The sequence below is a fragment of the Cupriavidus lacunae genome (assembly GCF_003353055.1).
In the GTDB taxonomy this organism is placed as follows: Bacteria; Pseudomonadota; Gammaproteobacteria; order Burkholderiales; family Burkholderiaceae; genus Cupriavidus; species Cupriavidus lacunae.
Genome location: NZ_QKWJ01000065.1, coordinates 1 through 12,583 on the forward strand (window position 1 = coordinate 1; position 12,583 = coordinate 12,583).

Annotated in this window: 11 protein-coding genes; 1 reads left to right on the forward strand and 10 read right to left on the reverse strand. The window is 68.4% G+C overall.

Annotated elements, in window-relative coordinates; translation table 11 throughout:
• Positions 1-139: 139 nt before the first annotated feature.
• The 9 genes from DN412_RS31845 to DN412_RS31885 all read right to left on the reverse strand — a co-directional run bounded on the left by DN412_RS31845 (position 140) and on the right by DN412_RS31885 (position 10,655).
• A complete protein-coding gene (locus DN412_RS31845; protein WP_208647694.1) occupies positions 140-586 on the reverse strand; it encodes a nuclear transport factor 2 family protein in 447 nt (148 codons plus the stop codon).
• A gap of 17 nt (positions 587-603) precedes the next feature.
• A complete protein-coding gene (locus tag DN412_RS31850) occupies positions 604-2,235 on the reverse strand; it encodes a FadD3 family acyl-CoA ligase (RefSeq protein WP_115215221.1) in 1,632 nt (543 codons plus the stop codon).
• A 1-nt stretch (position 2,236) separates the two neighbouring features.
• The gene (locus tag DN412_RS31855) at positions 2,237-3,304 is read right to left on the reverse strand and encodes a ferredoxin--NADP reductase (RefSeq protein WP_115215222.1); all 1,068 of its coding nucleotides are present in this window, start codon (positions 3,302-3,304) and stop codon (positions 2,237-2,239) included.
• Between the two features lie 27 nt (positions 3,305-3,331).
• Positions 3,332-4,096 (reverse strand): SDR family oxidoreductase, encoded by a 765-nt coding sequence (locus DN412_RS31860; protein WP_115215223.1) that lies wholly within the window; start codon positions 4,094-4,096, stop codon positions 3,332-3,334.
• Positions 4,080-5,786, reverse strand: a complete 1,707-nt coding sequence (locus tag DN412_RS31865; protein WP_115215224.1) for an FAD-binding protein — start codon at positions 5,784-5,786, stop codon at positions 4,080-4,082. Before DN412_RS31865 ends, DN412_RS31860 begins: the two co-directional genes overlap by 17 nt.
• 19 nt (positions 5,787-5,805) lie before the next feature.
• Positions 5,806-6,342 (reverse strand): flavin reductase family protein, encoded by a 537-nt coding sequence (locus tag DN412_RS31870; protein ID WP_115215225.1) that lies wholly within the window; start codon positions 6,340-6,342, stop codon positions 5,806-5,808.
• Positions 6,339-8,093, reverse strand: a complete 1,755-nt coding sequence (locus DN412_RS31875) for an FAD-dependent oxidoreductase (RefSeq protein ID WP_115215226.1) — start codon at positions 8,091-8,093, stop codon at positions 6,339-6,341. The genes DN412_RS31870 and DN412_RS31875 overlap by 4 nt, the downstream gene beginning before the upstream one ends.
• Positions 8,094-8,117: 24 nt before the next feature.
• Positions 8,118-9,311, reverse strand: a complete 1,194-nt coding sequence (locus tag DN412_RS31880) for a flavin-dependent monooxygenase (RefSeq protein ID WP_115215227.1) — start codon at positions 9,309-9,311, stop codon at positions 8,118-8,120.
• 192 nt (positions 9,312-9,503) lie between these two features.
• Positions 9,504-10,655, reverse strand: a complete 1,152-nt coding sequence (locus tag DN412_RS31885; RefSeq protein WP_115215228.1) for an LLM class flavin-dependent oxidoreductase — start codon at positions 10,653-10,655, stop codon at positions 9,504-9,506.
• Positions 10,656-10,866: 211 nt separating this feature from the next.
• Between DN412_RS31885 and DN412_RS31890 the strand changes: the two genes are divergently transcribed.
• Positions 10,867-11,211 (forward strand): VOC family protein, encoded by a 345-nt coding sequence (locus DN412_RS31890; protein ID WP_115215229.1) that lies wholly within the window; start codon positions 10,867-10,869, stop codon positions 11,209-11,211.
• 15 nt (positions 11,212-11,226) lie between these two features.
• Here DN412_RS31890 and DN412_RS31895 read toward each other — a convergent pair whose 3' ends face one another.
• Entirely contained in the window at positions 11,227-12,411 is a 1,185-nt protein-coding gene (locus tag DN412_RS31895) for a helix-turn-helix transcriptional regulator (RefSeq protein ID WP_115215230.1), read from the reverse strand.
• Between the last annotated feature and the right edge of the window lie 172 nt (positions 12,412-12,583).

Here is a 12,583-nt window from a genome sequence, read left to right on the forward strand (position 1 = left end):
CGTATCAGGCAAAATTGCCACCACTGATTGTCAACTTCACCCGAAGTTAACACCGTCCAATCCGGTTTACAACCTTTCCTATCGAGATGTGGGTAAAGGCAAGCGCAAGCGGGAGAGGGGAGCAAACAAGCGCGGCCTCCTACCCTCCCTGCGACAACAAGCCTGTCGTGAACACCGTCGAACGGATCAGCCACGCACCATCGATCCGCACATACTCATCCGCATAACGTCCCGTTAGAAAGGTACGCGAACCACTGGCATCATCCAGCGCCAGGTACGCCAGATCCCAGCTACCCTGCGCGGTATTGTCATCCAACACGCGGATATCCGCCTGCCCGGCGAAGTGCATCTCCCGCAGCGTGGGCCGGCACGCCAGTTCCGCAAAGCACTGCACCAGCGCATCACGCCCGGCAAAGCTGCCGATCCGATCGTAGTGGATATGCGCGTTGTCCGGCACAAAACACCCGCGCATCGCGTCGGGGTCCTTGTCATCGCAGGCGCGCAGGTAGCGCAGCTTGAGCGCGCGGATCGCCTCCGCGGCTTCCAGCCGTGCCACGCGGCCGGCAATGTTGGCGATATCGGTCATGATGGATTCCCCCTTGATCAGGCTTCACGCAACTGGTACTTCAGCACCTTGCCTGCGGCGCTGACCGGCAGCGACGTCACGAACAGTACCTCGCGCGGCACCTTGTAGTTGGCCATGTGCCGGCGCGCCCAGGCGATCAGGGTGTCGGCGTCCACGCGCGCGCCGTGGCGCAGCACCACGTAAGCGCGCCCCACTTCGCCCAGCCGCTCGTGCGGCATGCCCACCACGGCCACCTGGGCCACGGCCGGGTGGGCCACCAGCAGCTTTTCCACCTCGGCCGGGTAGCAGTTGAAGCCGCCCACGATAAACATGTCCTTGATGCGGTCGGTGATGCACAGGTAGCCGCGCGTATCGAGCGTGCCGACATCGCCGGTATGCAGCCAGCCGTCGCCGTCGATGGCTTCGACGGTGGCTTCGGGCAAGCCGAAGTAGCCCTGCATCACGTTGTAGCCGCGCACCAGCACCTCGCCCGGCTGCCCGGTGTCGACCGGCTGCCCCTGCGCATCGATGCAGCGGATCTCGATGCCTGGCATGGCGCGGCCGGATGTGGCGGCAACCGTTTCAGCGTCATCGCCGGCGCGGGTCAACGTGGCAAAGCCGCACGATTCGGTCAGGCCGTAGCCGGTGATGATGGTGTCGAAGCCCAGTTCGTCGCGCATGCGCTGGATCAGAACGGGCGCAATCGCCGAGGCGCCCGTCACCGCGACGCGCAGCGAGGACAGGTCGAACTCGCGCAGGCGCGGCGCGTTGAGCAGCGTCTGGTAGAGCGTGGGCGGCCCTGGCAGCACCGTGATGCGTTCGTTCTCCACGCGTGTCATCACCGCCTCGGCGTCGAACACCAGGTGGGGCAGCACCGTGGCCCCGCACGACAGCGCGGCGAGCCATCCGGCCTTGTAGCCGAAGGTATGGAAGAACGGATTGACGATCAGGTAGCGGTCGCCCGGCCGCACCCCCGTGATGGCGGCCCAGCCGTCGATAGCGCGCAGGTTCTGCGCGTGGGCGGTCATCACGCCCTTGGGACGCCCGGTGGTGCCCGAGGTGAACATGATGTCCATCAGCGTGTCGCCGCGCACGCCGGCCTCGCGCTTCGCGAATGCCGCCATATCCGCCTGTGGCGCCAGCGCGAGGAAGGCTTCCCAGGTCAGCTCGTCCGGTCCGGGCGCCCGGCCCTGCCCGGGACGCAGGATCACCAGCCGCTCCAGCGTGGCGGGGCGGTGCGGGGCCAGCATCTGCGGATAGCTTTCGCCCAGGAAGCCGTCGACGCAGAACAGCAGGCGCGCGCCGCTGTCGGCCAGCACCGCACCGGCTTCGCCCCCCTTCATGCGCGTGTTGAGCGGCACCAGCGCCGCGCCCACGCTGTGCGTGGCCAGCGCCGCAATGATCCATTCGGAGTAGTTCGGCGCCCAGACGGCAACCCGGTCGCCCGGCTGAACGCCCAGCGCCATCAGCGCCCGGGCCGCCTGTATCCGGCTGGCGTCGAGCGCCGCATAGGTCAGGCGCAGCCCGTCTTCCTGGATGGCGATGCGCTCGCCGTGGCGCCTGGCGGCGCGCCGCACCAGGTCGGGAATGGTCTCGGCAACGTTGTCATTTGCCGCGGCTTCGATGCCGGCCGGTGCCACAATGGCGTCGATGGTGTCAGATGGAGTCATGTCAATCCGGGAACTTCAGGTGGATTTCACCGCTGGCCGGGCGGGCCTGGCAAGCCAGGGTCCAGCCCGCCTCCAGGTCGGCGCGGTCGAGCACATGGTTCTCGCCGAGCGTTACGTCGCCCTGCGTCACCTGGCACATGCAGGCGCCGCACAGCCCGGCGCGGCAGGAATTGGGCGCGGCCACGCCGGCGCGCTGCAGGGCATCGAGCACGGTTTCGTCCGGCGCCACGCCGACGTGGTGGGTCTCGCCGTCCAGTTGCACGGTCAGGGCGGCACCGTGCATCGCGGGCACGGAAGGCGCCTGGGCGGCGTCCCCGGCACTAGCGACCCCGCTCGCCGGCACCTTCGCCGCCGGCGCATCGGGCAAGGACACGAAGCGCTCCACATGCAGCTGCCCGCGCGGCACCCCCAGGGCCTGCAGCGCGGCCTGGGCGCCGTCCATGAACGGGCCGGGCCCGCAGACAAAGCATTGCGCCACGCTCCACGGCCGCACCAGTTCCTCGATCTGGCGCTGCGTGGGCGGTCCCTGCACGCTGTCCAGCCAATGGATCACGCGCAACCGTCCGGGGTGGCTGCGCGCCAGTTCCGCAAGCGCCTCGCGAAAGATGATGGAGCGCTCGTCGCGGTTGGCATAGACCAGCGTGACCGCGCCGCGCCCGTGGCGCAGCGCCGCCTTGGCGATCGACAGCACCGGCGTGATGCCGCTGCCGCCGGCCAGCAGCAGGAAATCGCCATGCAGCGCGGGCGGGGTGAATACACCGGCGGGCGGCATCACCTCGACCGTGTCGCCCGCGCCCAGGTTGTCGCAGATCCAGTTGGATACGCGCCCGCTCTGCACGCGCTTGACCGTCACGCGCAAGGCACCGTCGACGCCCGGCGTGCTCGACAGCGAATAGCAGCGCTGCAGCGGCACGCCGTCCACGGGCACACGCAAGGTCAGGAACTGGCCCGGACGGTAGGAAAACGTCTCGCGCAGGCCGTCCGGCAGCGCGAATACCAGCGAATGCGCCTGGTCCGTTTCCGTGACGACTTCGGCGATCTGCAGCCGGTGGAATTGCACTGGCGCCATGATGTCCTTCTTCTGCTTGGGGCGCGCTCAGGCCACGCCCATGATGGTCTGCGCGTTGTCGATGCGCAGTTCCGCGCCGTTGATAAAGCGCGATTCGTCGGAGGCCAGGAACAGCACCAGGTTGGCCACGTCGCGCGGATGGCACATGCGCTGCATCGGCTCGGCGCCGCCCACTTCCTCTGGCAGGGCCGTGGCGCCGCCCGGCAGGAAGGCCGCGGTCATCGGCGTGAGGATGCCATCCGGGTGGATCGAGTTGCAGCGGACGCGGTAGCCGCTCTGCTTGCAGTGCCCGGCCACGGCGCGCGTGAGCGCGGCCACCGCGCCCTTGCTGGCGCTGTAGGCGCAGAACGCGCCCATGCCGCCCAGCGCCGCCACCGACGACATATTGACGATGCTGCCGCCGCCCGCCTTCATCGCGGCCACGCCGTACTTGCAGCCGAGGAAGTAGCCGTCGGCGTTGATGCGCATCACGCGCTGCCATTGCTCCAGCGTGGCGTCCTCGACCGAACCCAGCATCAGGATGGCGGCATTGTTGACCAGCACGCTGGGCGCGCCGAATTGCTTTTCGGTGCGCGCCATCACCTGCTGCCAGCCGGCTTCGCTGGCAATGTCGTGCGGCACGAACAGCGCGGTCTCGCCGATCTCGCGCGCCAGCGCATGGCCGGCTTCCTCGTTGAGGTCGGTCAGCACCACGCGTGCGCCTTCGCGCGCCAGCAGCAGTGCGTCTTCCTTGCCGACGCCGCTGGCGGCCCCGGTGACAATGGCGATCTTTCCTTCAGTACGTCGGCTCATGAGTCGTCTCCTCGTTGGTGTGTGCCCGCCGGTCGACGGCAGGCTGTCGTGTCAGATGGCGGCCCGCGTTGCGTCCCGACCAGATGCAGTCGGCAAGCGACAGGCCGCTTACGTAATGATTGGATGCGATGCCGACGGCAGTGCGGCCCACGGCGTAGAGCCCTTCAATGGGTGCCCCGCCGGCGGCAGCCAGCACACGGCCACTGGACTCTTCCACCGACAGGCCGCCCAGCGTGATGGCCGGACAGGGAAAAACGCGGCTGTTGGCCGAGATGTCGATGGCAAGCCAGGGTCCGGTTTCGAGCGACGCGCACATGGCCGCCGACTTGCCGGCCGGATCGGGATTCTCGCCGCGAGCCGCGGCGTTATAGGCGCCGACGGTAGCCCGCAGCGCTGCGCCGGGCATGCCCAGCTTGCCGGCAAGCGCTTCGAGGCTGGAGGCGCGCCGCGCCCCCGCAAGCATCAGCAGTGCCGCCGGCAAGGCCTGGAAGGCCCACAGCCGGCCGGCGAGGCATTCGCGCAGCGCGGCTCGCGCCAGTTCGCGGTTCAGGATCAGCCAGGCCCGCCCGCCGTGCCGTTCGCAGATGGCGTGGCCAAGGGTGGCGCCATAGGTTTCCTCATTGCCGATGCGCGCGCCCTGCGCATCGACCACGCAACCGCGCGCCCAGTCGAACGGCGGATTGATGAAGCGCCAGGCCGACACGCGCTCCAGGTGCCGCGTGGCCGCGCCCGCCGACTCGCCGAGGCGGATACCGCTGCCGTCGCAGCCGGTCGCGCCAAGGCGCCAGGTCTGCAGGTACTTGCCCGCGTGGCGCGCCACCATGGCGCGGTTGAAGATAAAGCCCCCGGTGGCCAGCACCACCGCGCCGGTGCGCACCGCGACCGGGCGCGCATGCCGCAGTTCCAGCTGCAGCACGCGCTCGCGCAGCAGATCGGCCAACGCCGGCATGGCGTTGTGCAGGCGCTCGGCCAGGCGCGCGAGGCGGCTGTGGCGCTTCTGGTGGCGGCCCGGCGGCACCTGCCACAACTCGATACCGACGACCGCGCCGGACTTGTCCAGGATCAGCCGTCGCGCCGCGGTCTGGCGCATCACCGTCACTTCCGGCCGGGCCTGCACGGCGGTGCGCAGCACGCCGTACAGGGTGCGGCCGGACATGCCGGGGCCTTTCACGCGGTGACCGCGCGGCGCGGGCGCGGCGTGCTGCGCATAGGCGGCCACCGCTTCGTTGCCGGAGTAGTAGAGGTAATAGGGCTGCGCCGGATACGAGGTCTTGCGCGGCGGCACGGTGGCGGCAAAGCGCGTGCCCAGGGCCTCCAGCCATCCGATCATCTCGCGGCTGCGCTGGCAGAAGTCCTGCAGCGTGGCATCGCTGACGACCCCGCCGGTTTCCTGGCGCAGGTAGTCCGCCATCGCCTGCGGTGTATCGGCATAGCCCGCGGCACGTTGGTAGGGCGTGCCGCCGCCGGCATAGACCACCCCGCCGCTCTTCGCGCTGGCGCCCCCGCCTTCAAAGCGTTCCGCAACGATCACGCGTGCGCCGCCATGCGCGGCTTCCAGCGCGGCGCAGGCTCCGGCAGCGCCGAAGCCCACCACCACGGCATCGCACTCCGCCTGCCAGGGGTGCGCGTCCGGATCGTCCAGCCGCAGTGGTGTGTGGACTGGCGTGACGGAATCGGGCAAAGGATGCATGCTGGCGGCGCTCCAGGGTTTATGCCGAACACAGCGCGCCCAGCGGCGCGGACGTGGTATAGGCGCCGTCGACATAGACCAGCGGCGACACCTCGCCGGCCAGGCGCACCTCGCGCAGCCGCCCGATGAAGACCGCGTGCGTGCCATAGTCGAAGCGGCCATCCTGCTGGCAGAACAGGTTGGCCTGGGCGTTGCGCAGGCTCGGCACGCCGAGCAGGTCGTCTTCCCACTCGCCACTCGTGAAGCGCTCTTCGCCCTTGAGCCGGCCGCTGCAATCGACCGCGATATCGCGGTGGTCCGCGGCCAGCAGGTTGATGCAGAAGTCAGCGCCGGCATCCAGCGGCGGGTAGATCGACGAATTCCGGTTGATGCAGATCAGCAGCGAGGGCGGGTCCGCGGACAGCGAATCGACCGCGGTCACGGACATCGAATAGCGGCGCTCGCCATGGCGGCAGCTGATCACCGCCACCGAGCGCGCCATGCGGCGCATCGCCATCAGCATGTCTTCGCGCAGCGCGGTGCTGGTTTCTGCGCTGGTGTCGGGACTGGCGCTCATAGGGCCTCCTGTACGGTTTGAGCGTGGGGCGCGGCGGCAGGCTGGCGCGCGTGCTGCGAGAGCACGTCGGCAGCGATAAAGCCGAAGGTCATGGCCGGGCCCAGGGTGGAGCCCGCGCCGGGATAGCTGGTGCCCATCATCGAGGCACTGGTATTGCCGATGGCGAAGAGCCCGGCGATGGCGGAGCCGTCGTCGCGCAGCACGCGCGCGCTGGCGTCGGTGGCCAGGCCGCCCTTGGTGCCGATGTCGCCGGCATCGATGCGCACGGCGTAGAACGGCGCCTTGCCGATCGGCGCAAGGCAGGGATTGGGCCGCACCGCCGGGTCGCTGTAGTAGGTATCGAACAGGTTGTCGCCCTTGCCGAACTCCTCATCCACGCCGGTGGCGGCATAGCCATTCATGCGGGCAACGCTCTCGGCCAGGCCGTCGGCATCGACACCGATCTGCTGCGCCAGCTGCGCCAGCGAGTCGGCGCGCACCAGAATGCCGGCCAGGCTTGCGGGAATGCTGCGGTCCGGCATGACCGAGCCCGGCAGGATCGGCCCGCACGGATACTTGTGGCGGAAAGTGGCATCGAACACCATCCACGCCGGCACGCTGCTGCCGGTCTTCTCGTGGTCGCGGTACATGGCAGGCACGAACTCGGAGTACGGCGCGGCCTCGTTGACGAAGCGCCGGCCCTGCCCGTTCACCACCAGGCAGCCCGGCATGGCGCGCTCGATAAAGAGCGCGCGTTGCTTTTCCTCGCCCTGCACATGCACGGTGGGCGCGCCCCAGACGTGGGACATCAGCGCCACACCGGCACCCGCGGCCTGGGCGGCGCGGATGGCGTCGCCGGTGTTGTTGGGCGGCGTCGCACTCCAGGCGGCCCGGGTCGGTTGCGGCAGGTATTGTTCGCGCATCGCCTGGTTGCGCTCGAAGCCGCCGGCGGCCAGGATCACGCCGCGCAGCGCGCGGATCTCGACCGCGCGCCCGTCCTGCACGGCGCGCACGCCGCGGACAGTGCCGTCCTCGACAATCAGGTCCTGCAGCGCGGTATCGAGCCACAGCGGAATCGCGCGGTCCATCATGGCGCGCCGCAGGCCGCCGACCAGGCTGTTTCCGAGCGTGAGCCGGCGGTCACGCCGGGTCTTGCGGCGCCAGCCGAGGTCGAGCCAGTAGCGGGCGAACTGGCGCACCGCCAGGCCCAGCCAGCCGGGCCCGCGGCACAGCAGCGCATGCGCCTCGGCCGAGGTCACGGCCACGCGCCCGGCCACCAGCGTGCCCGGCGATGGCGGCCGCAGCCGCGCGAACTCCTCGCGCAGCCGCGCGCCGTCGAACGGCATCGGGTCGAGCGCGCGGTAGCCGGGCATCGCGCCGGGAAGTTTCTGGAAGTAGTCCGCGTAGCGCGGCAGCGTGTAGTACCGCACGCCGGCCTGTTGCTCCAGGTACTGGAGCATACGCGGCGCCTGCTCCAGGTAGGCGCGCACGCGCTGCGGATCGCCGTGCTCACCGGTGCAGGCCAGCACGTATTCCAGCGCCGTGGCGTAGTCGTCCTGCCCGCCTGCCGGCGCGATATGGTGGTTCAGCGGAATCCAGATGCCGCCGCCGGACACCGCCGAGGTGCCGCCGTACTGGCTGCTCTTCTCCAGCACCACCACCGACAAACCGCGGTCGGCGGCGCGGCAGGCGGCCAGCATGCCGCCGGCGCCCGAGCCAACCACCACCACGTCAAACTCGCTGGGCTGCATGCGCGCTCTGCTCTGGCTCATGTTGGGTTCCCGTGCCGATGCGGCTCAGATGAAAAAGTCAGTGTTGGCGCGCCCCATCATCACGCCGCCCAGGTTCTGGCCGAAGCGGTCCAGGTTGTTGGCGTAGTGGGCGCGGGCCGCGTGCAGGTCGAGGAAACGGCGCACCATCGGGTTGCTGCGGTAGATGCCGTTGCCGCCGGCATAGCGCAGCAGGCCGTTGGCCAGCTGCGCGCAGCGCTCGGCCACTTGCGCGGACTGGTAGCGGAAATGCAGGCGGCGCGGTGTCTGCACCTGGCCGCCCTCACGCGCAACGGCCAGCAGCTCGTCGAAGTTGCGCTCGAGGATGGTCCGCATCTCGTCGATGGCCACCTGTGCATTGGCGCAAGCCATCTGCGCGCCGCCGTCTTCCGCGGTCTTGCTGCCGCCATTGCTGCTGACGCGGCCGTCGGCGTACGCAACAAAGTCGTCGAGCGTGCCTTCGAGCGCGCCGATGCAGGCGGTGCACACCGCGCGCACGAAGATCTGCGCGAACGGCAGCTGGTACAGCGGCGCGTCATTGACGGCCAGCCCGGGGCTGGTGCCCATCGCGCCATCGACGGCACGGTGGGTGCGGTAGTCGGGCACGAACACGTCATCGACCACGATATCGTGGCTGCCGGTCGCACGTAGGCCCAGCACATCCCAGTTGCGCACGATCCTGTAGTCGGAGCGCGGCAGCAGGAAGGTGCGGTAGTCATAGGCGCCGCCCGGCTCGGCCGGCGGCACCAGCCCGCCCAGGAAGATCCAGTCGCACAGCTCGCTGCCGCTGGAGAACTTCCAGTGGCCGGAGAAGCGATAGCCGCCTTCCACCGGCGTGACCTTGCCCACCGGCATATAGGTCGACGCGATCAGCGTGGCGGGGTTGCTGCCCCACACTTCCTGCTGCGCGCGCTCGTCGAACAGGGCCAGCTGCCAGTTGTGCACGCCGACCACGCCATAGACCCAGGCCGTCGACATGCAGCCTTTGGCCAGCGCCATCTGGATGCGGAAGAAGGTCTGCGGATCGAGCTCGTAGCCGCCGTGGCGGCGGGGCTGCAGCACCTTGAAGAAGCCCGCGGCCTGCATCTCGGCGATGGTCTCGGCGGGAATGCGCCCGTCGGCCTCGGCTTGTTCTGCGCGCTGGGCCAGTACCGGAATCATCTGCTCGGCGCGCGCGATCAGCCGTGCCGCCAGTTCCTTGGGATTGTTGTCGTGATGCACCGCGGTCTCCTTGTTGCTATGTCGCTTTGTCTTGGACTGGCATCGATGTTTGCACCGGTGGAGCGGCGTGCCATCGTCTGTTGGGACTAGCTATGACGCGATTTGGGGGGCGGGACTTGGATGCGCCGGCCCTCTCCCGCGGTCTCTCTCCCGCAAGCGGGAGAGGGAGAAAACCCGAGAGAAAGCAAACCCTCAGGCCAGCGCGCGCAGCTTGCGGCCCTGCTTGCGGAAATGCGGGATCACGTACTCACCGATATTGCGAATGGTCTCGAGCTGCGCCCACTGCGGCACCGTGCCCATCTGGCAGATGAACAGGATCTCGTCGGCGCCGGCATCGATCAGGCGCTGCACGTAGCCGATGCAATCCTCCACCGTGCCGTAGGCATGGTTGGGGTTGAGCATCATCATCGACGGGTCGCTGAAGTCCACCGAGACCTTCTCCGAGGCGAACTTCGTGTTGATCACGGCCTTGCCCTGCGCATCCGTGGCAGTGACGTGCTCGTCGTCCCAGGCAGACGGGTCGGGGCGCTCGCCGCCGGCATACCAGTACGACAGCGACTCCATGAAATAGCGCTGGCCCTTGATGCCGATCTTGCGCGCGGCCAGGCCGTCTTCCAGCACGATGGTCGGGCACAGCGCGGCCAGGTGCTGGTGCGGGCGGAAGCCCACCTGGTCCTCGGGCTTGCGCGTTTCCCACGCAGCACGGTAGACCTCGTTCTTCTTGGCCACATCCTCGGGGCCGCCGAAGCCCAGCACCAGCGCACCCATGCCGCGCGCGCCGGCGCGCTGCAGCGTGTCGGCATTGGTGCAGGCCAGGTACATCAGCGGGTGCGGGTCCTGGCGCGGCTTGGGGTGGATCGGGCGGCGCGGGATCTTGATGAACTCGCCGTCGTGCTCGATCTCATCTTGCGTGAGGATCTTCGGGATCAGATACATCGACTCGTCGATCATCGGGTGCAGGCTGTTCAGGTCATAGCCGAAGGTGCCGGCCTCCTGCTGGGTGCCGCCCTTGCCCACGCCGAAGTGCACGCGGCCGCCGGACAGGATGTCCAGCGTGGCGATGCGCTCGGCCACCTTGACCGGATGGTTCATCGCCGGCGGCAGGCACACCACGCCGTGGCCGATGCCGATGCGCTGCGTGCGCCCGGCGACGAAGGCCAAAAAGGTTTCCGGCGCGCTCATGTGCGCGTAGTTGGTCAGCGCGGTGTGCTCGACCGCCCAGACCACGTCAAAGCCCATGTCCTCGGCCAGCACCACCTGTTCCATGATTTCATCGAACACCTTGTGGTCGCCGGCGCGCGAGGCATCGACGGTCTGGGCTTCATAGATCAGCGAAAAACGCATTGCAGTCCCCTTCCCTAGCATTGATGGTTCAGGACCGCCGCCGGGGCGCCGCCCGTTGCCGCGCCACCAGCCCAAAGCGGCCTGTGTGATCGCAGTGTGGTCGGCGCAAGGCGTTGCAACATCGTCTGATTGGATTATGAGCAGGACATGGTGCGTCCCTATCATTGGCCACGGGCATCACGCCCGCTTTTACTCAGAGGACCAGGACACCATGCAAGCCAGGCTGCTGCTTTACCCCGTCGCGGACATCGACACCGCGCTGCCGTTCTTTACGGAAGGACTCGGACTACCCATGAAGTTTCGCGATGGAGACCGCTATTGCGCGCTCGACGCGGGCGCGCTGACGCTGGCGCTGGTGGCCGGCGAGGAACGCCTGGTGGACCAGCCGGCGCTGGCCTTCAAGGTGGACGAGGGTGAAGATATCGCCGCGGCGATTGCGCGGCTGGTGGATGCCGGTGCCAGCGTGACGCTGCCCGCGGCGCAGGGGCCGCATGAGACACGCGCGGTGCTGGAAACGCCGGAAGGCTTTGCGCTGGTGCTCAGCGCAAAGCCCTGACGTGCGTTACGTGGCCTAGCCCAGCGAAATCACGCTGCTCAGCAGCATGCGGACCAGCGTGGCCTGCCGGGTCACGCCGGTCTTGGAGAAGATGGCCCGCAGGTGCGCGCGCGCCGTGTTCTTGCTGATGCCGAGTTCATCCGCGGCTTCATCGAGCGTGAGACCGTTGGCCAGCTGCAGCGCCAGCTGCGTCTCCGCCGGGGTCAGGTCGAACAGTTGGCGCACCACCTCGTGCGAGGCCTGCGAGCGCCGCTCCGGGTCGCGGATGAACACCACGCAGGCCGGGCGCTTGCGGTTGTCCTCGGACCACTCGCTGAGCGGGATCGTGCGGATCAGCACGCCCAGCCTGGCGCTGCCTGACGGGCGCGTGATCGACATCGCTTCCATCAGTGCCGGCGTGGTGCCGAGGTGGCCCATCATCGCCTGGCGCAGCAGACGCTGGAACTTGCGGTTTTCCTGACCGTATTCCACGTCCAGCCCGCCCTTGGCGACGCGGATGCCATCCTTGGCGCCAAGGATTTCATCGGCGGCGGCATTGGTTTTGATGATGGTACCGGACTCATCCAGGATCACCATGCCGACCAGCATGCGGTCGATGGCGCTGGCATACACGGTGCGCTCCGACTCGACCACGTCGATGCGCGAGTGCAGGTCCACCGCGCGCTTCAGGTGCGGCAGCAGCGCGGTGCACAGCGCCTTGTCCGCGGCCGAGAAGTCGCGGCCGTCATGCTCGCGGCACACGCGGAAGCGGCATTCGACACCGTCATCGGTACGCAGGTCCGCGCCCAGGATATAGCGGATGCCGATGTCCTTCAGAAACTGCTGGTAGAGCTCGCTCTGGCACCAGACACCGGGCCCCAGGTGCTCGTCGATGGTCACCACCCGGTCCGACGGCAGGCCGACAAAGGGGTCGAGCGCATAGTAGTAGTTGTTGTAGGAGGTCTCGCCCGGCAGAGTCGAGCCATGCTCGGACGCATTGATCATCAGCCCGGGGCGGTCCGTCGCCGGCGAGCGCAGGATCAGCGTGCAATAGTTGGCATTGAGCTGCCGGCGGATCTGCTCCAGCGCCTTGCCCCAGGGCACCTGCTCCATCGGGCCCTGGTAGATATTGCCCAGCAATGTGCTGAACTCCGACAGCGACACCGTCGTCTGCGCGAACAGGTGTGCGGTCGCCTGGTTCTGGCTAACCTCCATCAGCATTTCCTCTGTCTCCATTGTGGCGTGCGCAGCGCTTCGGACATGCCGGGGCGGCTGGCTTGCTACGGGCTCTATGGCCCTTTTTTGTGCCCCGATTATAGGGACGGCAAAGGGATCGTGGCTTGCCCCCCCGCCTTCATGGTTTGCCCTAGGCAAGACCGGCTGCACATGCTGG

Excerpts from the sequence above, each read along its gene's own strand:
- DN412_RS31845 (WP_208647694.1), bottom strand. The coding sequence starts at position 586 with ATGACCGATATCGCCAACATTGCCGGCCGCGTGGCACGGCTGGAAGCC.
- DN412_RS31850 (WP_115215221.1), bottom strand. The coding sequence starts at position 2,235 with ATGACTCCATCTGACACCATCGACGCCATTGTGGCACCGGCCGGCATC.
- DN412_RS31855 (WP_115215222.1), bottom strand. The coding sequence starts at position 3,304 with ATGGCGCCAGTGCAATTCCACCGGCTGCAGATCGCCGAAGTCGTCACG.
- DN412_RS31860 (WP_115215223.1), bottom strand. The coding sequence starts at position 4,096 with ATGAGCCGACGTACTGAAGGAAAGATCGCCATTGTCACCGGGGCCGCC.
- DN412_RS31865 (WP_115215224.1), bottom strand. The coding sequence starts at position 5,786 with ATGCATCCTTTGCCCGATTCCGTCACGCCAGTCCACACACCACTGCGG.
- DN412_RS31870 (WP_115215225.1), bottom strand. The coding sequence starts at position 6,342 with ATGAGCGCCAGTCCCGACACCAGCGCAGAAACCAGCACCGCGCTGCGC.
- DN412_RS31875 (WP_115215226.1), bottom strand. The coding sequence starts at position 8,093 with ATGAGCCAGAGCAGAGCGCGCATGCAGCCCAGCGAGTTTGACGTGGTG.
- DN412_RS31885 (WP_115215228.1), bottom strand. The coding sequence starts at position 10,655 with ATGCGTTTTTCGCTGATCTATGAAGCCCAGACCGTCGATGCCTCGCGC.
- DN412_RS31890 (WP_115215229.1), top strand. The coding sequence starts at position 10,867 with ATGCAAGCCAGGCTGCTGCTTTACCCCGTCGCGGACATCGACACCGCG.
- DN412_RS31895 (WP_115215230.1), bottom strand. The coding sequence starts at position 12,411 with ATGCTGATGGAGGTTAGCCAGAACCAGGCGACCGCACACCTGTTCGCG.